Raw genomic sequence first — 21103 nt, 5'->3', positions numbered from 1 at the left:
CACCGCCGGTCCCGCTATGCAGGTGCGGGCAGGCCCAACGCCGCCCGGATTGCGAGCCCGAGAGCCCGGGCCACCGGGGGCGGCGACGCGTGCCCCACTTGCCGATAGCGGACCGTCTTCCCACCGGCGAAGGCCCAGTCGTCGGGGAAGCCCTGAAGCCGGGCCGCCTGTTCGACCGTCAGCTTCACCATGTCCGTGCCGTCCGGCGAAGGGTCCCAGCCGTCCTCGGGTCCGGGGACCCGGTCGGCGACGGTCCCTCCGTTCACCCTCATGCGGGCCCACGAGCGCTTCGATCCGGTCGGGCCCAGATCCGGCCCACCGCGGTTCCAGGAACCTCCGACCAGGGTCGGGGCGATCTCCCGGGCCTGCTCGGCCCAAGCCTCGGCATGCGGCCATCCGCGGGCCGCCATCGAGTCGCCCAACGCCTCCCCCACCGTCAACGGCGGCTCACCGTTCGGTGCCGGCGGCACGAAGTCATGCATGCCGTCGTCCTTCAATGCCACCAGGATCCCCTGCTTGCGGTCCTGGGGCACGCCGTGCCACTTCGCGTTGACGACGAACCAGTCGTACGTGTATCCGAGGTGTCGGAGCTCGACCTCGACCTGGGAGCGGATGGGTTCGTACTCGGGCTTGACGGCCAGCTCGGAGACGTTCTCGATGAGCAGGGCACGCGGCTGCACACCGTGCAGGAGCATGACCGTCGCTTCGAGCAGGCGGAGTTCCGCGTCGCTGTCCTCGCGCCCCACCGCCGCACTGGCCTTCACCCGGGGCAGACCGGCCGCCACGAGGTCCACGTCGTAGACCTCCTGGTGCTCCTCCGGAACGAAGTCGAGGAGATCGGCCTCCAGGACGTGCCACTCCGGGCGGTTCAGCCTCAACGTCTCGCAGGCCACCGGACGGTTGTCCAGCAGCAGCACGGGATCGAACCCGGCCTGCTCCAAACCGAGCGCGAGCCCGCCCGCCCCGGCGCACACGGCGAGGGAGGTCAGGCGTTCGCGACGGGACTCTTCCATGATCACCATCTGCACTCGTCGGGAACTCGGCGAAGGCTGACGCCCTGAGCCACCGATGATCGCATCTCCCACCCACACACGTCGATGGTGCGGATGCGCACGACATGTGGTCGGGCAGGGTGGCCACGGATGCCGGCCGCTCGCTCTCGGACAGTCGTGGGCGCAGCGAGCTTCCTCGGTGACGGCACGGAGCTTGTCGTCCAGCGATTCGGGCGCGGTGCTCTCGTTCTCGACCAGTGCGGTGGCCGCCGTGCCCCTGTCTTCGTGATCGTCGCTGTCACGCCTGCCACAGGTGCTCCATGCGAGTGTAGGCCAACCCCCGACCGAAGTTCTCGATGTTGTCGGCAACGTTGAGGATCAGGCAGGAGGCCTTCCCGCCATTGAGCTCGCCTCGCAGACCACGACCGATCATCTGGATATAGGTGTTCGGGCTAAAGGTCGGACGGGCGACCACCACGGCACGCACCGCGGGAGCGTCGAATCCCTGAGTCAGCACCTTGAAGTTGGTGAGGACCCGGATACCGCCGCCCCGGAAGGCCGCGATGCGCCTGCGGCGCGTGCTCGGAGGAGTTTGACCGTCGATCGAGGCGGCGGTGATGCCCCGGTCCTGGAGCAACGCGGCCAGCACCTGCGCGTGTTCGACCGAGGTGGCGAAGACCAGGACCGGCCAGTTCGCCGGGAGCTGTTCGATCCGGTCCACGATGCGGCGCGTCCGCTCCACGTCCTGCGCCAGCCTCCGAACGACGTCTGCCGGCAGCGCCATCGCGTGAGTGCGCTCCATCTCACGCACTTGGAGCTCGTCCAGGACACAGGAAGAACCGCCGGAAACCGCCTACGCCCTGCGAAAGCAAGGCGGGATGACAGGATTTGAACCCGCGTTGGCGAAGGCTCAGGTGTTCGGGTACGAGCTCAGGCTCTCCGTTGTAGGTTTGGCCCTGTCATCAGCGCGGCCCGCCGGGCTTCCCTCCAGGGACATGCCCCCACCCGCACGAGTCACTTCGTGCTGCCTGGGAGCATTCCTTGCTGTTCCGCGACTCCGCGTCCGCGGTCGCCGCCGAGAGCCTGGCCGGATCACTGTTCGTGCGCCTCATCGACCAGTTCGTCCACAAGCACGGCCACAAGCCCAGCCCGTCCGAGGTGCGTTCGTGGGAGCGGAGCATCCCGGTCCTGACCAATGCTCTGCTGGACGCCGGGCTCGGCATGGTGGAGGTGCTCCTCGAGTACTCGCTTCCGCTCAACAGCAAGCGCGCGGACGTCATACTCGCCGGCGTCCACCCGGGCACGGGCGCACCGTCGTACGTGGTGGTCGAGCTCAAGCAGTGGAGCAGCGCGCTTCCGGAGGACGGCGAGCCGCTGCTCTGCCGGGTCGACGCGTACACCCGGCCGGTGCTGAACCCGATCGAGCAGGTCCGCGGCTACTGCGACTACCTGATCTCCTTCAACGGCGCGCTCGCCGCTCATCCCGAGCGGCTGTCCGGCGTGGCCTTCCTCCACAACGCGACTGAGTTCGGCGTCCAGGGCCTCTACGAGGTGCCGCAGGACGAGCGCGGCCGGCTCTTCACCGCCGAGCGCCGCGGGGAGTTCGTGCAGTACCTCCGCTCGAAGCTGAAGCCGGTCTCCGGCGCAGAGGCGGCAGATCAGTTGCTCGCGGGCAAGGTGGCCCCGTCCAAGCAGCTGATGGCGGTCGCCGCCGAAGAGGTTCGCGAGCGCGAGCAGTTCGTCCTGCTGGACGAGCAGAAGGTCGCCTACGAGCTGGTACTGCGCGCGGTCCGTCAGGCGCAGCAGTCCGACCACAAGGAGGTCGTCGTCATCACGGGCGGCCCCGGCACCGGGAAGAGCGTCATCGCGCTGTCCCTCCTCGGCGATCTGTACCGGCGTGGCGTCACGGCTCTGCACGCGACCGGGTCCAGCTCGTTCACCACCACGATGCGTCGGGTCGCCGGCGCACGGAAGCGTGCGGTCCAAGACCTGTTCAAGTACTTCAACAGCTTCATGACCGCCGAGCGCAACGGGCTGGACGTGCTGATCTGCGACGAGGCCCACCGGATCCGGGAGACGTCGGCGAACCGCTACACCCGGGCCGCCCAGCGCACCGGCAAGCCGCAGATCGAGGAGCTGATCGACGCCGCCCGAGTGCCCGTGTTCCTGCTGGACGAGCACCAGGTCGTCCGGCCGGGCGAGATGGGCACCGTGGCCCAGATCCGGGCCGCCGCCGCCGTGAAGGGCCTGGACTGCCAAGTGGTCGAACTGGACAGCCAGTTCCGCTGCGGCGGCAGCGACGCCTACCTGCACTGGGTGGTACGCCTCCTGGACCTCGAACCCGGCGGCCCCGTCGATTGGGAGCCCGACGGCAAGGTCGCCCTGGAGGTGGCCGACAGCCCCCAGGAGCTGGAGGCCTTCCTCGACGCCCGGCGTGCGGAGGGATACGGCGCCCGCATGTCGGCCGGATACTGCTGGAAGTGGACCACGAAGGTCGCTCCCGGAGAGCCGCTCCCCCTCGACGTGCACATCGGTGACTGGGCCCGGCCGTGGAACGTCTACGGCGACCGCTCTATCGCCGGCGCCCCTCCCGCCGCACTCTGGGCCACCGACCCGGCCGGCTTCGGCCAGGTCGGCTGCGTGTACACGGCCCAGGGCTTCGAGTACGACTGGAGCGGCGTCATCCTCGGGCCGGACCTCGTCTGGCGGACCGACCGGTGGATCACCGACCGGACGGCGTCGAAGGACCCCGTCTTCCGCAAGTCCACCACCGACGCCGACATCGACCGCCTGATCCGCAACACCTACAAGGTGCTGCTGACGCGAGGAATGATCGGCACAGTCGTGTACTCGACGGACCCGGAGACCCGCGCCAAGTTGCGGGACCTGGTCACCGGGCAGCAGACGGGCCGGATCGAAGCAGCGCACGACCGCGGCCGATTGCCACTCACTGATCACACGTGAGGCAATCGCGACGAACCAGTCTGCACGGTCGGGGACAGCCGTGCAGGCTGGAGTCGGACGGCACATGACCACCGCTGATGGGTCGGCGATCGGACAGCCCGCTCTCAGCCGACAGGAGCCGGACCCAGAGCCGCTCGGGGCGTACCGCGGAAGACCTGTTCGGCGTGCCACTCCCGGTGTCGCCCGGCGACCGATGGAATCCCTGCCTGCGGGCCGATGACCGGCCGCCCGGCCAACGCGAGCACATGCTGCCTGCTGGCCTCGCTGCGTCCGACGAAGCGCTGCGAGACGAGTATGCGGTGCCCCGCGCCCAGGCCCAGGACGCCCTTGTCGAAGAGCTTGTGGTGCAGGGAGCACAGGCACAGACCGTTGTCGACCTCATCCGGCCCGTCGTAGGACCACCAGCGCACGTGAGCTGCTTCCAGGCCCACCGTGCTCGCTCCCAGCATCCCGCCGTAACCACAGAAGGCACACTGGAACTCGTAGGCGGTCAGGACGAGTTCACGCATCCGCTTGTCCCGCTGCCGTCGCGCCGCCCGCTCTGCTCCGCCCAGGGTGCCGGTCACGCCCTCGGTCTCGACCAGGTCCAGGTCGAGACCAACGGCCTCGCACAGGTCTGTGTGCAGCGACGGCGGGAAGTGGAAGTCCAGGATCACCCGCGCCAGACGGCCCAGGAGGGCCGGCTCCTTCCACAGAGCCGTTCGCAACTCGGGCGCGAGCCTTCCGGTCGCGCCGCTGGAGCGGAGGACCCGCACCCCGCTTCCAGGGCTCCCGAGCCCATGGTCGGTCCTGACCTCCCAGACACCGTCACTGACCAGATGATGGAACGGGTACGCAGGGGTCGTCGGATGGGACGGCCCGTACTCTTCGAGCAGCCGCTTCAGCTCCTCCTCGACAGCGCTGTACCTCAGTTCACCATCAGCATCGCGCTGGAAGCTGCCCAGCGCGTACAACAGCAACAACGGTTTGTGCGGCGCCCGAACATCGTTGTTCGTCCACCGCCTCAGCTTCGCCACCCGCTCCAGCCAGTCCATGGCCGCCCAGCGTATTCCGGGACACCGACACCACCTCAGCCTCAGCCCTCCACACTGAAAATCGGCCTGGCGTCGCCGCCCTACACAGGGTGGTCCCTAACTCCTCCCGACGATCCTCAGCCTCACCAGACAGCACTACCTGCTCCGTGCACCCTGAGATCCCCCGATGCGCCCTTGATCCACCGTGTCGTTCAGCGGACTGTCAGACCCTGAGTTGGTCATACGACGATCGATCGGGGGATTCTCATGTCGGACGCACACTCCGCCAGTCCGTGGGCACGTACGGTCTTCGGTTCCCTCGCGGCCGAGGTCACGGCAATCGTGCCCGCATGCCTTGTCCGGGCCCACGAACGCGCCCAAGGCGGCCACGAAGGCGTCCACACGCAGACGCTCGAAGCGTACGGACACGGGCTTTACGCCGCACAGTACGAGGAACTATCGGCCGGCCTCTCTCAGCTCCCCGGCGTTGAGCTGGTGCGGCTCCAGGCGCGGACCGTCGCAGTGATCGCCGGCCATGTCATCTACCCCTACCGGTACGCGAAGAAGGACGTGCCCGTGACTGCTGCCAGACTCCGCAGCGCGTCAGGGCTTCGCGCTGACCTCATCCGCAGGCACGGCCCCGACCCACGTCAGGGAGAGCTGGATCTCGACATCGAACTGCCGGATGAGGACGAGCCTCATGCGGATCTCGCCCGCCTCTCGCCGGACACCAAGCTTGTTCTCGTCGCCTACGCCTGCTCGCTGACTGACGGCGTGGTCCGCCTGGAATGGGGATCCGCGGAACTTCGCCGCGAAGATCGTTCACTAATCTGGCACCGCCATGAGCCCCTGCCTATCCCCCGAAAGCGCTGACGTGAGACCTCCCAGCGGGTGGCTGCTGAAATTCGACCAGCAGCGCACGGTGGCGGGTAGTGGCGGAGTGATGGCAGCTCCAACGCCATGCTGCGTCGGCGGACGCCGTCGAGGTGCTGCTGGTGTGGTGGAATCTCACCGCCGTAATCAAAAACCACCTCCACCTTGTCCACCCGGGTCATCGTCTCGCTGGAGCGGTGTGCTGCGGCCACGCGGGCAAGTCTGCCGGATAGCGCCTCCTTCGAAGGACTCGTGTTCTGCCAATCGGACGGCGCACCGCTACGCCCGCCCGCATCCTGATCGACTCAGAAGTCCCGCTGGTCGTCGGATCGAAGACGCTGCAGCACTCGACGCTGTCGACCACGGTCAACATCCACGGGCACCTGCTCCCGCACGCCACCCGCGATGCGGTCACCGCACTGCGCCAGGCCCTGGACGACGCCTCGCCACCATCCGCCATCCCCAGCGGCGAGTCGCCAGTCCTCTCGAACACCCCATAGCCGGCCACGCGTCACGGGACCACAGGCCTGCCATCACCATTCACTCAAACGAGAACAGCGGGTCTGTCATTTCTGACAGACCCGCTGGTCACATACGTCGGGACGACAGGATTTGAACCTGCAACCCCTTGACCCCCACAGTCAAGGAGTTCAACTATTGTCGGCAGTCGAGACCTCAATGTCTCGGCTTCTCTGTTGCTCAACCACCCTGAGGTGCACGTGAGTTGGAAGTTTTCGACGAGAGCAGTGCATCGGAGAGCTGACAATTCGCCAATGTTTACTTTGCGCACAGCATCCGCTTTCGCCCATCGGCGTTCATGAGCGCTCATCCCACGTGGTCCCAAAATGGTCCCCAGGCTGACCACCCCACCGCAGCTACTGCCGGTGACCGAGATCTGTCGCCCCTTCAGCAAGCACCACCGTGCGATCCCGACAGCCGCTGCGCCGGCGGCGCCGGCCAGCTCGCGGGGCCAGCTCCTGCGAGCGGATCACGGTCGCTTACCCACCGACTATGGATTGTGATCTTCCAGGTGGTGTGTCGTCTTGAGCGTGTCTTCTCCAGATGGTTCTGATGCGCCTCGCGCACCGCCCCGCACACTCTGCCGCCAAGCGCCCCGCTGGACAGCCAGCCTTGGAATGGCATCACCGTGCTCTTCGCGCAGCGCGGTCGGTTCTATCAGCAGTGCTGGTGCAAGGACGGACAAGGGGAGTATTTAGGTCCGTAGCGTTCGAGGCTGGCTATGGAGCACCACGATCGCTCACAGCCACATTCTCGAGAACTCGGCCGACGAGACCGCTCTCACACTGACACGGGCCATCGACCGCGCTGAATCGGGCAGCGGCTGGTCGAGCACACTGGGGTTGGCAGCGGTGACCCCGTGGCAGTGTGAGCTATGCCTGCCGTCGGCCGAAGCTTGAGCAAGCCCGGTAGAGCGGTCGCCGTCACACGATCACTGCGGGTGAGCCATGGCTGCTTCCGTCAGCGCTGCCGGGCTCCGAACCAGGCGCTGCGCCCAGTGCATCTGACCCCCTTCGGGAGCACTCCGGCGTACGAACACACTGTTCGATCACGCGAGCACGGGAGTGACTGTCTGGGGCCGCACACTCAAGTCAGCTTTGATTCCGCTAGGTTGAGAAGCAATAGTCGAAAGGGCCTCAGTCAGACGTGGTGGCCCAACAGGAGGCCACTGGTGAGCGATCGCAGCGCCATCGAATGGACGGAGGCGACCTGGAACCCCACCACCGGGTGCGACCGGGTCTCATCCGGATGTGACAACTGCTACGCCCTCGCGCTGGCACGGCGGTTGAAGGCGATGGGCGCGGAAAAGTACCAGGCGGACGGTGACCCCCGCACGTCCGGGCCGGGTTTCGCTCTCACGCTCCACCGGGACGCCCTGAAGGTGCCGTACGGCTGGAAGAGCCCGCGGACGGTGTTCGTGAACTCGATGTCGGACTTGTTCCACGCGAAGGTGCCGCTCGACTTCGTGCGCCGGGTCTTCGCGGTGATGGCGGACACCCCCCAGCACACCTACCAGGTGCTGACCAAACGGGCGAGGCGGCTTCAGCGCGTCGCCGACCGGCTCGAGTGGCCGGAGAACGTGTGGATGGGCGTGTCCGTGGAGAGCTCGGCCAAACTCGACCGCGTCGACGACCTCCGCGGCGTCCCGGCGGCGGTGCGGTTCCTGTCGTGCGAGCCGCTGCTCGGCCCGCTGGAGGGGCTCGACCTGGACGGCATCCACTGGGTGATTGCCGGCGGCGAGTCGGGCCCCGGGCACCGGCCGATGGACGCGTCCTGGGCCAGGCAGGTGCGCGACGCCTGCCAGGAGGAGAACGTGGCGTTCTTCTTCAAGCAGTGGGGAGGCCGCACTCCCAAGGCCGGCGGGCGGTTGCTGGACGGACGGACCTGGGATCAGATGCCCTTGCCTGTCACGGTCTGACCGGCGGGCGCACCTCCAGCTTGTGGACCGGGGATCCCTTACCGTCACTGGGCGTTCCCCCCGCTCCGTGCAAGTGCTTGACCGCCTGGCGGGCGATGGTCTCGGGCACCTGGCCGTAGTGCTCCCCGAACACCTCCAGCGTGTGGTCGACCAGCTTGAACGGACGACCGGCCCGCAGCAGTTCGTCGAGGTTCGCGGCCATGGCCGGCACAGCCTCGGCCCGGACGTGGTCAGGATCGGGACGCTGCAGGGTCGCCATCGCGAACAGCGCGCTGTCCTCGGCCTCCTCCGTCAGTTCGAGCCCCTCCCACCACGTGTCCCGGGCCCGGGCGTGTGCATCACCGAAGGCCCACAGGCCGTGGTTGCTGCGCGTCCCGAACACCAGGTTGTAGACGGCCTTCCGGCCCGGTGCGCTGGTGACCGGCACCGAGACCGTACTCATGCCCGTCCGTTCGCCGAGGCGCCTGCTGTACTCGGCGGCCACCTTGTCGTCGGCATCCCTGGTGTAACCGTCGGCGAAGAAGTCCCGCCACCAGCGTCCGCCGCACACCTCGTCCAGGCGCTCGTTGGTCCGCTCATTCCCCTTCGCGGAGTGGGAGTTCCCTCCGATCCGGCGCACCGCCATCATGCTGAAGTTCAGCAGCAGCTCGGTCGGCGGCCAGGTCTCCTTGCGGCGCCTGGCGAGGACGTCGACGAGGGTGTCGAACGGCAGGGCGAGCCCGCACGGGTCCAGGAACAGGAACAGCGGACGGCCTGCGGCGGCGGCCAGCACCTCGTCCATGAGTCCAGTCACGTCACCGTGGAAGGCGCGGGCGTCGACGCCCTGCCTGCGGTACTCGGCGACGACGGACTCCAGATGGGAGAAGGACGTCGCGGACTTCTCCGCGAAGAAGCAGGTCCAGCGGACGAGGTTCTTCGCCTGATGGTCGGCTGCGATCTTGAGAACGAGTTCGGCCGATCCCGCGGTTCCGTTCTCGTAGCGGCCCTCGCCGGCATACCCGTCCAGATAGACGACCTCGCCACCGCTCTTCGAGGCGGTCATCCCTCCGAACCGGGGTATGTAGCGGCTGAGCAAGGTGTGCTTGAAGATGCTGGGCAGCGCAGGTGCCGACCAGTACTCCCCCGATGTGCCCTTCGACATTCGTCCCCCTCCGCGCCCGGCAGGACCCGACCACTGATCGCTCCAGGGTGGGTGAGGCGCATGCATTGCGTAAAGACCACGTGTCAGCCATCCCGCCACCCCGCGTGCCGCATGGGACACGACGGGCACAGTCCCGTGGGCAGGCATCCAGGGGCATCGCAGCGGGCAGGGAAGGCGCGCTTCACGCTGGGAGGCGCCACTCGCCATCGGAAGCGATTACATGAAAGCACAGGCGTGAAAGCACCGTCTAACGCCTTTCTGAAGTTGACTTGTGCTGTATGGTGCAACCAAGCCGACGATCGGAGCCAGGACCACACCCATGTCGCAGCCACCCGCACCATCCGCCCAGGTGACAGCCGCCGAGATCTCCCGCATCGCCGGAGTCACGCGCGCCACCGTCAGCAACTGGCGCCGTCGACACGAGGACTTCCCCGCGCCCACGGGCGGTACGGACAGCAGCCCGCTGTACAACCTGGAGAAGATCCGCGCATGGCTCGCCTCACGCGGACAGCGCACGGCGGCCACGCCCAGCGGGGAGCTGCGCACCACCCTGCGCCTCCGGGAGCGTGCCGGCGCCGGCACGTCCGATCTGCTCCTGATGGTCATGACAGCAGCCCGCCGCCCCACCGACGTCCTCACCGATCTGAACGCGCTGTCCGATACCGATCTGGTGAGGCAGGCGAACGACGCGGCGGCCGAGGTCGTGGATGTGGTGCCGGGCACTGAACCCGTCCAGTTCACCGTTGCCGACGCCCCGGTGCTGCGAGCCCTGCTGCTCTGTGTCCGCGATGAGGGCGCACAGATGGCGCTGGACGTACTCGCGGACAGGGAGCTGGAGGACAGTGCCGTCAGTGGGGCCTACCGGACTCCGGCCCCGCTCGCTGACCTGCTGGCCCGCCTGGCACCAGGCTCTCCGGCCCGGGTTCTGGATCCCGCCTGCGGCAGCGGCACCCTGTTGTCAGCCGCCGCCGCGCTCGGCGCACGCGAGCTGTACGGCCAGGACAGCCTTCCCGTCCAGGCGCGACGCACTGCGGTCGACCTGACCCTGACGGCCGACGAGGACGCCGCCGTCACCGTACGCACGGGTGACAGCCTGCGGGCCGATGCCTTCCCGGACCTCGCCGTCGACGCCGTGCTGTGCAACCCGCCATACGGCGACCGTGACTGGGGCCACGACGAACTGGCCTACGACCCGCGCTGGGCGTACGGTTTCCCGCCCCGCGCCGAATCCGAACTCGCCTGGGTCCAGCACGCGCTGGCCCACCTCGAGCCGGGCGGCCACGCCGTGCTTCTTCTACCGCCGGCCACGGCATCCCGCTCCTCCGGCCGCCGCATCCGCGCCGAGCTGATCCGCAGCGGCGCGCTGCGAGCGGTGGCAGCCCTGCCGCCGGGGGCAGCGATTCCGCTCCACATCGGCCTGCAGGTATGGGTACTGCAGCGGCCGAAGCCGGCTTGGCCGACATACCAGACGGTGCTCTTCGTCGACACCACGGGCGAACCCACGGCTCCAGGCCGAGGCGGAAGCCGTTCCGGTGCGGTGGACTGGACGCGAGTGACCGAGCAGATCCTCTCCGCGTGGAAGACCTACACCGAGGACCCGAACGCGTTCGAACCGAGAGCCGGTGTGGCACGAGCAGTGAGCGTGGTCGACCTGCTCGACGAGGTCGTCGACGTGACCCCTGGCCGCCAGGTGCGTGCGTCCCAGGCCGACATGGACCCGCGGGAACTGGCCGACCAGGCTGTCACGGCCCAGGAGGCACTGACCGGAGCAACGCGGTCGGTCGCCTCGCTGGCAGCCACGGAGCTGTGGGACGCGGCGGGCGCCTCGGCCCGGCAGTGGCGATCCGCCACGGTGTCCGACCTGGCCCGGGGCGGCGCGCTGAAGGTTCTGCGGACACCCTCCGCGGCACCGAGGCAGGCGGACGGCGAAGGCGGTCCGGGGACAGGAGGCGGGGCAACCCGACCTGCCCTCACCGGTGGCGACATCGCCCGCGGAAGCAGACCTACCGGGAGGATCGACGCACACCTCACCGAGCAGGTACCGGAGATCGCCGTCGGCGACGTGCTGGTCCGTGGCCTGATCGGCGGCCGGGGCCCCGTTGCGCGGGTCGCGGGCGAGGAGGAGGCGGGCGTGCTGCTCGGCCCGAACATTCACCTCTTCCGGCCCGACCCGGCGCGACTCGACTCCTGGTTCCTCCACGGCTTCCTCGGCTCGGAAGCCAACCTGGCCGGCGCCTCCACCGGCAGCTCCACCCTGCACCTCAGCCCAGGCCGGCTGCGCGTCCCCCTGCTGCCGCTCGAGGAACAGAGGCGGTACGGAGAGGCGTTCCGGCATGTCGCCGCCCTCCGCGAACAGGCCCGCCGAGCCGAGGAGTTCGCCGAGCAGACAGCGCAGCTCGTGGCCAACGGCCTCACAGGCGGGCAGCTCGTCCCGAGCGCACCCGGGGCACACGAACTCCCCCACTCATGATGCGGACAGACGAGGCCTCCAGTCTCCCACCGCACTCCATGTCATCCGTACCGGCCCTGGAAGGGAAGCGGAAGAAGTCTTGAACAGCAGCAAGCACACGGAGTTGGCGAACCATGCATGGTCCGTCGCCGACCTCCTGCGGGGGGACTACAAACAGTCCGACTACGGCAAGGTCATCCTGCCGTTCACGGTGCTGCGGCGACTGGAGTGCGTGCTCGAACCGACCCGCGAGAAGGTCGCGGAGCTCGCGGAGCAGTACAAGGACAGCGACATCGACCCGGACCGCTTCCTGAGCCGGGCCTCGGGCCACACCTTCTACAACAGGTCCAGCCTGACCCTGAAGAAGATCGCGGCGGACCCGCAGAACGCAGCCAAGAACCTCGCGGTGTACGTCGGGGCGTTCTCCGACAACGCCCGAGGCGTGCTAGATCGCTTCGAGTTCGCCCAGCAGATCAAGCGACTGGACAGTGCAGGTCTGCTCTACCAGGTCATCGGCAAGTTCACCGACCTGGACCTGCGGCCCGAGATCGTGCCCAACCACAACATGGGCTACATCTTCGAGGAGCTGATCCGCCGCTTCTCCGAACAGTCCAACGAGACGGCCGGTGAGCACTTCACGCCGCGTGAGGTCATCCAGCTCATGGTGCGGCTGCTGGTCGCTCCGGACGGCGACGCGCTCCAGCTTCCGGGCGCGGTGCGCACGGTCCTCGACCCCGCGTGTGGCACGGGCGGCATGCTCTCCGCGATGGAAGACCTGATCACGGAGCTGAACCCGGACGCCACGGTGGAGGTGTACGGCCAGGAGCTCAACCCCGAGTCGTGGGCGATCTGCCGGTCCGACCTCATGATCAAGGGCCAGGACCCGGAGAACATCGCCTTCGGCAACTCTTTCTCCGACGACGGCCACGCCCGCAAGACCTTCGACTACATGCTGGCCAACCCGCCGTTCGGCGTGGAGTGGAAGAAGGTCAAGGACGAGGTCGAGGCCGAGCACAAGTCGCTGGGAGAGGCAGGCCGCTTCGGCGCGGGCCTGCCCCGCATCAACGACGGGTCGCTGCTGTTCCTCCAGCACATGATCTCGAAGATGAAGCCGGTGGATGTCAACGGCGGGGGCGGCTCACGTCTCTCGATCGTCTTCAACGGCTCGCCGCTGTTCACCGGCGCGGCCGGCTCGGGTGAGTCGGAGATCCGCCGCTGGATCCTGGAGAACGACTGGCTTGAGGGCATCGTCTCCCTGCCTGACCAGCTCTTCTACAACACCGGCATCTCTACGTACTTCTGGATCCTGACCAACCGCAAGAGCCCCGACCACAAGGGCAAGGTCGTCCTCCTGGACGCCCGCGACCAGTGGCAGAAGATGCGCAAGTCACTGGGCGACAAGCGCAAGCAGCTCAGCGCCGACCACATCGCCACGGTGGTCAAGCTGTACGGCGAGGCCCTCGACGTGGCGGCGGACTCGGACCACCCGCTGCACGGCAAGGTGAAAGTCTTCCGCAACGAGGGCTTCGGCTACCAGCGGATCACGGTGGAACGCCCGCTGAAGCTGCGGTTCGAGGTGACGGAGGAGACGCTGACGGAGCTGGAGGCGTCCAAGGTCATTCAAAAGCTCCCGCAGGCCCCGGCCCTGGCGGACGCGTTCAAGTCCCTACTGGGCACTAGCTGGGCAACGAAGCAGGACGCCTGGCTGACCCTGAAGGACGCAGTGGTCCAGGCCGGCGGAACCTGGCCCACGGGCGCACCGTTCAACAAGGCACTACGCGAGGTGATCGGCGTCCGGGCCCCGGAGGGCGAGGTCCAGCTCATTAAGGGCCAGCCCGAGCCGGACGCGGAGCTCCGCGACTACGAGAACGTCCCGCTGGGCGAGGACGTCGAGGAGTACCTGGCACGAGAGGTCCACCCGCACGTACCGGATGCGTGGATCGACCACGACAAGACGAAGATCGGGTACGAGATCCCGTTCACGCGACACTTCCACGTATACGATCCGCCGCGGTCGTTGGCCGAGATCGACGCAGATCTGAAGTCGCTGGAGTCCGAGATCCAGGAGCTGCTGGGGGAGGTTACCGAATGAGGCATGCTCGGCTTCCGTACGGTGGTGGTGCCATGCCTGACACCTGGGCCATCGTCCCCCTCAGGTACCTGGCCACACTCACGAATGGCTACGTGTTCAACTCCGCGGACCGCTCCGACGAGGGCACCCCCATCATCCGGATCGAGAACCTGAACGGTTCGCCCAACTTCAATTGCTCCAGCCTGTCCCTCCCCGACAAGTACCGCGTGGAGGCAGGAGACTTGCTGTTCTCCTGGTCGGGGAACCCTGGGACCTCTTTCGGCCCGTACCTGTGGACGGAACCCGGCAAGCACTATCTGAACCAGCACATCTTCAAGGTGGGAGTCCACGGCTGCGACCCTCGATGGCTCTACTGGGTCCTCAAAGCGGCCACGCACTGGATCGAGCGGCACCTGGCCAGCGGCATGATCGGCATGGTGCACGTCACGAAGGAGGATCTCACCGGAGTTCCGATCCCGGTTCCGCCCAGGGAAGCACAGATCCGCATCGCCGATTACCTCGATGCCGAGACCAGTCGCATCGACGCCCTGGAACGCGTCCTCCAGCGCGAACTGGATCTTCTCGCGGAGCGCCGTTCGGCAGGTGTGGTGGCGGCCGTGTCCGGCAGTTCGCACGAGCGTTGTCGGACGTCGACGCTGGCCTGGCTCGACACCGTCCCTGTGGCCTGGCAGGAGGTGCGTCTAGGGCTGCTGGCTCGTATGGGCAGTGGCCACACCCCCAGCCGCTCCCATCCGGAATGGTGGACCGACTGCACTATTCCGTGGATCACAACAGGCGAGGTCAAGCAGGTACGGGACGATCGCATCGAGGATCTCTATGAGACCCGGGAGAAGATCAGTGAAATCGGACTCGCCAATTCGGCGGCCGAGCTGCACCCGCAGGGAACCGTGTTCCTGTGCCGTACGGCCTCGGCCGGCTATTCGGGGGTCATGGGGCTCGACATGGCGACGAGCCAGGACTTCGTGACGTGGACCTGTGGACACCGCCTGGTCCCGCACTTTCTCTTGTGGTGCCTTCGGGCCATGCGGCCTGATCTTCTGGGGCGCTTGGCCATGGGATCCACCCACAAGACGATCTATGTTCCCGACCTCCAGATGCTGCGCATTCCGTTGCCGCCCGTCGAGGAGCAGGAACGGATCGTCAAGGAAATCCGCCGGCAGAACACACGACTCGACGCGTTGACCGACCGGGTGCGACGCCAGCTGGAGCTCCTCAAGGAACGCCGCCAGGCCCTCATCACCGCCGCCGTGACCGGCCAGTTCGACGTATCCACCGCCATCGGCCACAACGTCACCGGAGGAGTCTCCGCATGAGCCCCGTGCACGATGAGTCGTCCTTCGGCTCCGCCATCGTCGCTGCCCTCTGCGAGCGGGGCTGGCGCGAGGCGAACCCCGAGGACTACCGGCCCGACCTCGGCCTGGACACCAACGAGCTTTTCACCTTCATCGGCGCGACTCAGCTCGACGAGTGGAACGAGCTCCTCACCGTCTACGGCGGCAACCCCGACGAGGCACAGCGCGGTTTCGCGCAGCGCCTCGACCGGGCGATCTCCGACGACGGCCTTCTCCACGTGCTCCGCAACGGCGTGAAGGACCGCGGGGTCCGTCTCCGCGTCGCCTACTTCAGGCCCAACCTCATCTCCGCCGACTCCGTCCTCGACGGCTACCGGGCCAACCGCCTCACCGTTGTCCGGGAACTCCCCTACGCCACCAAGCAGGCCGACTGGGGCCACCGCCTCGACCTGACGCTGTTTCTCAACGGCATCCCCGTCGCGACCGCCGAGTTGAAGAACCCGCTCACCGGTCAGGGCGTCGAGCAGGCCAAGGAGCAGTACCGGGACGACCGCGACCCGACCGAGCTGATCTTCACGCGCCGCGTCATCGCCAACTTCGCGGTCGACCCGGACCTGGTCTTCGTCGCGACCCAACTGCGCAGCAAGAGCACCCGGTTCCTGCCGTTCAACACCGGCTCGAACGGCCCCGGCCAGCCCGGCGGGGCGGGCAACCCGGCACCCACCGCCCACGGCAAGTACGCCACCTCCTACCTCTGGGAGGAGGTCTGGCAGCGCGACAACTGGCTCGACCTGCTCCAGCGTTTCGTGCACCAGCAGAAGCACAAGACGCCCGGCGGCGGCACCACCAAGTCGACCGTCTTTCCTCGCTTCCACCAGTGGGACGTGGTCCGCAAGCTCACCGCGCATGCGGCCACCCACGGCGCCGGCCAGAACTACCTGATCATGGCCTCGGCGGGCTCCGGCAAGTCGAACACCATCGGCTGGCTCTCCCACCGCCTGAGCGACCTGCACGCCGACACCGACCCGGAGATCCTCGACCCCGAGGCCGTCGCTGTCGGCCGTATCAAGCCCGGCGAGCCCGTCTTCGACAAGGTCATCGTCATCACCGACCGCCGCAACCTGGACGCTCAGCTCCGGGAGACGGTCGGCAGCTTCTCGCAGACCGACGGCCTGGTCGTAAAGGTCGACGAGAAGCACGGGGCGAAGAGCGAGCAGTTGGCCCGTGCCCTCTCCCGGGACACTGGCAAGATCGTCACGGTCACCCTGCACTCGTTCCCGGCGCTGCTGAACTACATCAAGCGCAACCCCACCGAGATCAAGGGCACCCGCTTCGCGATCATCGTGGACGAGGCGCACTCCTCCCAGTCCGGCGACGCCGCCACCGCCGTGAAGTCCGCCCTGCGCGACCTCGGCCTGGACGCCGACTCGGACGACCAGGGCACGACCAGGGTCACCGTGGAGGAGAAACTGAAGGCGAAGGCGGTCGAGCGCTCCCAGGCCGCCAACCTCTCCTACTTCGCCTTCACGGCCACCCCCAAGGCCAAGACGCTCGAACTCTTCGGCACGGAAGGCGTGGAGGACGGCAAGGACGTCTACCGCCCCTTCCATACCTACTCCATGCGCCAGGCCATCGAGGAGGGCTTCATCCTCGACCCCCTGCGCAACTACGTCACCTACAACACCTACTGGAAGCTCGCGAACCTCAACCGGGACGAGAAGGAGGTTGACCCCTCCAAGGCGAACAGTCTGCTGGCTCGTTTCGCGCTCATGCACGAACACACGGTGTCCCAGCACGCCCAGGTGATCGTCGAGCACTTCGTCGCCCACACCCGCGGTCGGCTCGGCGGACGCGCCAAGGCCATGGTGGTCACGGCGTCCCGCCACTCCGCCGTGCAGATGGCCCGCGCCATCCGCAGCTACATCGCCGACCGCGAGTACGACACCAGGTACCCGGACCTCGGGGTCCTGGTCGCCTTCTCCGGTTCCCTCACCATCGACGGTGAGGAGACCACCGAGAGCAAGGAGAACGGTGGCCTGTCGGAGAGCGCTCTGCCCAAGGCATTCGCATACACCCGCGCCGACGACAAGGCAGCCAAAGCCGGCGGCAAGGGGCAGCAGGAATACCGGATCCTCGTCGTCGCCGAGAAGTACCAGACCGGCTTCGACCAGCCACTCCTCACCACCATGTACGTCAACAAGACGCTGACCGGCATCGCCGCTGTGCAGACGCTCTCGCGCCTCAACCGCACCGCCGACCTCAAGTCGCAGGCCGACCTGGCCATCCTGGACTTCGTCAACGAGGCCGAGGACATCCAGGACGCGTTCCGTCCCTACTTCGAGGAGGCGCATACCCTGCCCTCCAACCCGAACCTCCTGTACACGGCCCAGGGCCGCGTCATGTCCGCGCCGATCATCTCGGACAAGGACATGGACGAGTTCGTCGCCGCGTACTTCGAGGCGCAGGAGAAGGCCGACGGGTCCCAGACCAAGTGGGAGAGGCTGCACGCCGAGCTGTATCGGCTGCTGTCCCCCGCCGTCATCCGCTTCAGCACTCTGCTGGAGAGCGGGGAGGAGGACGACGTCGAGGCTGCCGAGGAGTTCCGGGCCAACCTCAACGACTACGTCCGCAAGTACGGGTTCCTCGCGCAGATCGTTCCCTATCAGGACACCGACCTGGAGCGGCTGTACCTGTACGGGCGTTACCTGCTCAACCGGCTGCCCCGCCTCGCGGACGGCGGCGTAGACATAGGCGAGGTCGACCTCAGTCACCTGCGCGTGGAGAAGACCGGCGAGCACGACAAGTCCCTGCTCCCCGAAGGTCCCGCTGAGCTCAAGGGTTTCGGCGACGGGGTCGGCGGCGGGAAGGACGCCGAGAGGTCGCTGCTGTCCGAGCTGATCGAGAAGTTCAACGCGAAGTTCGGCACGGAGTTCACCGAGGAGGACGTCCTCCCGGCCTTCAACGCGACGAAGAAGGACCCGAAGGTCCGGGCCGCCGCCCTCGTCAACGACGAGGAGAACTTCGGTGTCGTCTTCGACAAGAAGTTCGAGGAGAACATGATGGACCACGTCTCCACGATCGACACGCTCGGCAAGCGGTACTTCGGGACGGACCGGGACTTCAAATCCAACCTCGACCGCAGCGCCCGCCGCGCCGCCTGGCGGATGATCCGCCGGGAAGAGGGGCTGGACGACTTCTGACGGGTTGCGGTCCGGCACCATCGGTGTCGGACCGCAACCTCGCCTGATGGGCATGCCCGGGTCCACAGGCCATGCCCATCAGACGATCGGTGGATCACCGCCCCATCGAGAGCACTTCAACGCCCGAAGCAGTGGGACCCTGCGCGGCCCCGGAGGCGACGCCCGGATCTTGAAGCTGCCCACGCCAACCCGCCGCGCTCCGAACATCCACCGACTTCGCCTACGGACCGTCATGAAGGATCTAAACTGCGTCAGGAGACGCAGGTCATAGCGCTGGGGGAAGAGTTGGACGAAGCAGAACGCAGGGCCGCAACCGCCCCTGTCCATATCCACCAGATCCGCACTGCGCTTCTGCAGCAGTACAAGGGACTCATCTACGACGAGGACCTGAAAGGGTACGACCAGCAGGGTTACGAACAGCGGTTCCTCTCCCGTGCGTTGACGGCGGCTGCTGTACGCGAAGTGACCGGCTGCGATCACGAGGCCGCTGGCGCCTCCGTCATCGATGGCGAAGATGATCAAGGCATCGACGGCGTAGCAGTCACCGAGGGCACACAGGAGGTCTGGCTGGTTCAAGCCAAGTGGAGCGACGAGGGTAAGGGCAAGCTCGACACCAATGCGGCCCACAAACTCATCGCTGGTCTCCGCCTCATCGAGCAGCGAAGTTTCGACCGCTTCAACGACCGCCTGGAGCCAATCGCCGCTCGTGTCAACGCAGCGATGCACGACGCCCGGCTAAAGGTGACTCTGGTGATCGCTGTCATGGGTGTCGGGACCCTCAGCAAGGAAGCCGCCAACGTTCTCGAGGACGCTCGGAACGAGTTCAACGGCCTCGGGCCGGTTCTTGAGCACCGCGTAGTCCACGCCGCGGACCTCCTCCGACAGATCCGTGACGATCTCGCGCCCAAGCCTGTACGGGTGACCGTTCGGATGACGAACTGGCTCCGGCGGAACACTCCACTCACCGCTTACCAGGGCACGGTTCCGGCCAGCAATGTGGCCGAGTGGTACCAGGCACATGAAAGCCGATTGTACGAGCAGAACTTGCGCCAGTCCCTCGGTACTACGCGAGTCAATTCCGGAATGCTGAGCACTCTGATGAATGAGCCGGAGAACTTCTGGCTCTTCAACAACGGGGTGACGGTACTGTGCGATCAGCTCGAAGAGGAGTGGCCAGGACGCCGCCGGCCGGACGAGCCCGTACACTTGCATGCCTCGGGAGTCAGCGTCGTGAACGGCGCACAAACCGTCGCGGCGGCACATCGCGCGATGGAGGCGTCCCACCAAGCGGTAGAGGACGCCGAGGTCACGGTCAAGGTGATCGTTGTCGACAAGAACGTGCCGGACCTCGCGCGGCGCATCACCGAGACGACCAATACTCAGAACCACGTAGAGCAGCGCGACTTCATCGCCTTGGACGAGGTACAGGCGATGATCCGCGAAGACTTCATGCTGTCGCTTCAGAAATCCTACGTGTTCAAGCGTGGTGAGCCCGACCCAGCACCGGACGAGGGCTGTTCGGTCGTGCACGCCGCCATTGCCCTGGCTTGTGCGCATCGCAACACCGAGCTCGCCGTACGTGCAAAGCGGGACACGGACCTCCTCTGGGAACGCGGCAGCAGAGGCGCCTATCCCCGCCTCTTCGGAGAGCGCCCCAGCGCCTTCCAGATCTGGCGCTCGGTACTGGTGCACCGCGCCGTGGGTACTGCTCTCAACGAAGAACGCAAGCGGTTCCAGAAGCGCGCCGCCGACGTGAGTCAGCGGGGCGACCTACTCATCACCCATCTGGTCTTTCAGCTTCTCGATCAGGATCGCATCGACGATCCGGAATTCGACTGGAACGCGGCACTGCAGGGGGTGTCTGCACTCACCAGTCGGGTCCTGTCCTGGTTGATCCACCACATCGACGCCGAGTACGGACCCACCTCCTTCCTGAGTGGGACACTGACTGACGCCGGACGCTGCAAGCGGCTTGCGGAGCTGGTGCTGCGCGACGCCGAACGTGAGGGAGTCATCCCCGACCTGCCGGCGATCTACAAGGCCACCAAGGAGAGCAAGCGCAGGCCACGTCGACCCAACGCCGTGCCGACCCTCGTGGACAACGGAAGAATCAAGAACGGCACGCCTGTCCGGCTACGTTTGTGGAACAAGCCCGAGATCGAGGCACTTACCCCTTGGCTCGCGGAGGACCCGCGACGCGGTGAAGCAACCTGGGTGAACGACCGGACACGGTGCCTCGTATGGGCGGTCGACGGGAAGGCGTATTCGCCGACCCGCCTGGTCCTCAACCTGTACGAACTCGCCGGCTGGCAGGAGGCGCCCGTGGCCGTGCAAGGACCAGCACGGTGGACGCTCGACGGTACTGACACTCTTTCTGATCTTGCACGAGCACTGCACGATGAGGAGACCGAACAGGAGTGAGCACGCACGTGCCGTGGCGCGAGCTGCGGCATGGCAGTTCGCTTGGTGACACCGACAAGGGTGAACTCGCGTGAAACCGGCCGAATACTCGGTGTGGCGCAATACGCGCCGCCTGCGGCCTTCTTGGCCCTCGGCTAGGGCCTGTTTTAGAAGGCGTCGAAGGTGTGCCTTGTTGGCCGCCCGGGGAAGCTCCGGGCGGCCAACCAGAGGATGAGGTCGCGGGCGATCG

Annotated in this window: 12 protein-coding genes; 8 read left to right on the top strand and 4 right to left on the bottom strand. The window is 67.0% G+C overall.

The genetic code is table 11. The annotated features are described in order from the left end of the window. Positions 1–14: 14 nt before the first annotated feature. Together ACFVU9_RS22125 and ACFVU9_RS22120 are read right to left on the bottom strand one after the other, a co-directional pair. Entirely contained in the window at positions 15–1022 is a 1008-nt protein-coding gene (locus tag ACFVU9_RS22125) for a DNA cytosine methyltransferase (RefSeq protein WP_387595766.1), read from the bottom strand. Positions 1023–1290: 268 nt separating this feature from the next. Next, positions 1291–1794 (bottom strand): DEAD/DEAH box helicase, encoded by a 504-nt coding sequence (locus ACFVU9_RS22120; RefSeq protein WP_387595763.1) that lies wholly within the window; start codon positions 1792–1794, stop codon positions 1291–1293. 239 nt (positions 1795–2033) lie between these two features. Here ACFVU9_RS22120 and ACFVU9_RS22115 point away from each other — a divergent pair, with 239 nt between their 5' ends. Continuing rightward, positions 2034–3956, top strand: a complete 1923-nt coding sequence (locus ACFVU9_RS22115; protein ID WP_387595667.1) for a DNA/RNA helicase domain-containing protein — start codon at positions 2034–2036, stop codon at positions 3954–3956. Between the two features lie 104 nt (positions 3957–4060). Here the strand turns inward: ACFVU9_RS22115 and ACFVU9_RS22110 are convergent, their stop codons facing one another. Further along, entirely contained in the window at positions 4061–4990 is a 930-nt protein-coding gene (locus ACFVU9_RS22110) for a phosphorothioated DNA-binding restriction endonuclease (protein ID WP_387595664.1), read from the bottom strand. A 246-nt stretch (positions 4991–5236) separates the two neighbouring features. Here ACFVU9_RS22110 and ACFVU9_RS22105 point away from each other — a divergent pair, with 246 nt between their 5' ends. Together ACFVU9_RS22105 and ACFVU9_RS22100 are read left to right on the top strand one after the other, a co-directional pair. Beyond that, entirely contained in the window at positions 5237–5842 is a 606-nt protein-coding gene (locus ACFVU9_RS22105; protein WP_387595661.1) for a hypothetical protein, read from the top strand. Between the two features lie 1690 nt (positions 5843–7532). Continuing rightward, on the top strand, positions 7533–8279 hold the full coding sequence (locus tag ACFVU9_RS22100) for a DUF5131 family protein (RefSeq protein ID WP_387595658.1): 747 nt from the start codon (positions 7533–7535) through the stop codon (positions 8277–8279). Here the strand turns inward: ACFVU9_RS22100 and tcmP are convergent. Further along, positions 8269–9420 carry a three-Cys-motif partner protein TcmP gene (tcmP, locus tag ACFVU9_RS22095; protein WP_387595655.1) on the bottom strand — a complete coding sequence of 384 codons (1152 nt, stop codon included), beginning with the start codon at positions 9418–9420 and terminating at the stop codon, positions 8269–8271. The genes ACFVU9_RS22100 and tcmP overlap by 11 nt on opposite strands. 349 nt (positions 9421–9769) lie before the next feature. Between tcmP and ACFVU9_RS22090 the strand changes: the two genes are divergently transcribed. The 5 genes from ACFVU9_RS22090 to ACFVU9_RS22070 all read left to right on the top strand — a co-directional run bounded on the left by ACFVU9_RS22090 (position 9770) and on the right by ACFVU9_RS22070 (position 20874). Then, positions 9770–11890: an N-6 DNA methylase gene (locus tag ACFVU9_RS22090; protein WP_387595652.1), complete on the top strand. Its 2121-nt coding sequence runs from the start codon at positions 9770–9772 to the stop codon at positions 11888–11890. A gap of 79 nt (positions 11891–11969) precedes the next feature. Further along, positions 11970–13961, top strand: a complete 1992-nt coding sequence (locus tag ACFVU9_RS22085) for an N-6 DNA methylase (protein WP_387595649.1) — start codon at positions 11970–11972, stop codon at positions 13959–13961. A gap of 32 nt (positions 13962–13993) precedes the next feature. Further along, a complete protein-coding gene (locus ACFVU9_RS22080) occupies positions 13994–15274 on the top strand; it encodes a restriction endonuclease subunit S (RefSeq protein WP_387595646.1) in 1281 nt (426 codons plus the stop codon). Further along, on the top strand, positions 15271–18453 hold the full coding sequence (locus ACFVU9_RS22075; RefSeq protein ID WP_387595643.1) for a type I restriction endonuclease subunit R: 3183 nt from the start codon (positions 15271–15273) through the stop codon (positions 18451–18453). Before ACFVU9_RS22080 ends, ACFVU9_RS22075 begins: the two co-directional genes overlap by 4 nt. A gap of 285 nt (positions 18454–18738) precedes the next feature. Then, entirely contained in the window at positions 18739–20874 is a 2136-nt protein-coding gene (locus ACFVU9_RS22070; RefSeq protein WP_387595640.1) for an AIPR family protein, read from the top strand. The last annotated feature ends 229 nt before the right edge of the window (positions 20875–21103 follow it).

Source organism: Kitasatospora sp. NPDC057936 (assembly GCF_042887525.1).
Taxonomy (GTDB): domain Bacteria; phylum Actinomycetota; class Actinomycetes; order Streptomycetales; family Streptomycetaceae; genus Kitasatospora.
Note: the sequence above shows the minus strand (reverse complement) of the source record. Positions and strands in the feature narration are given on the sequence as shown.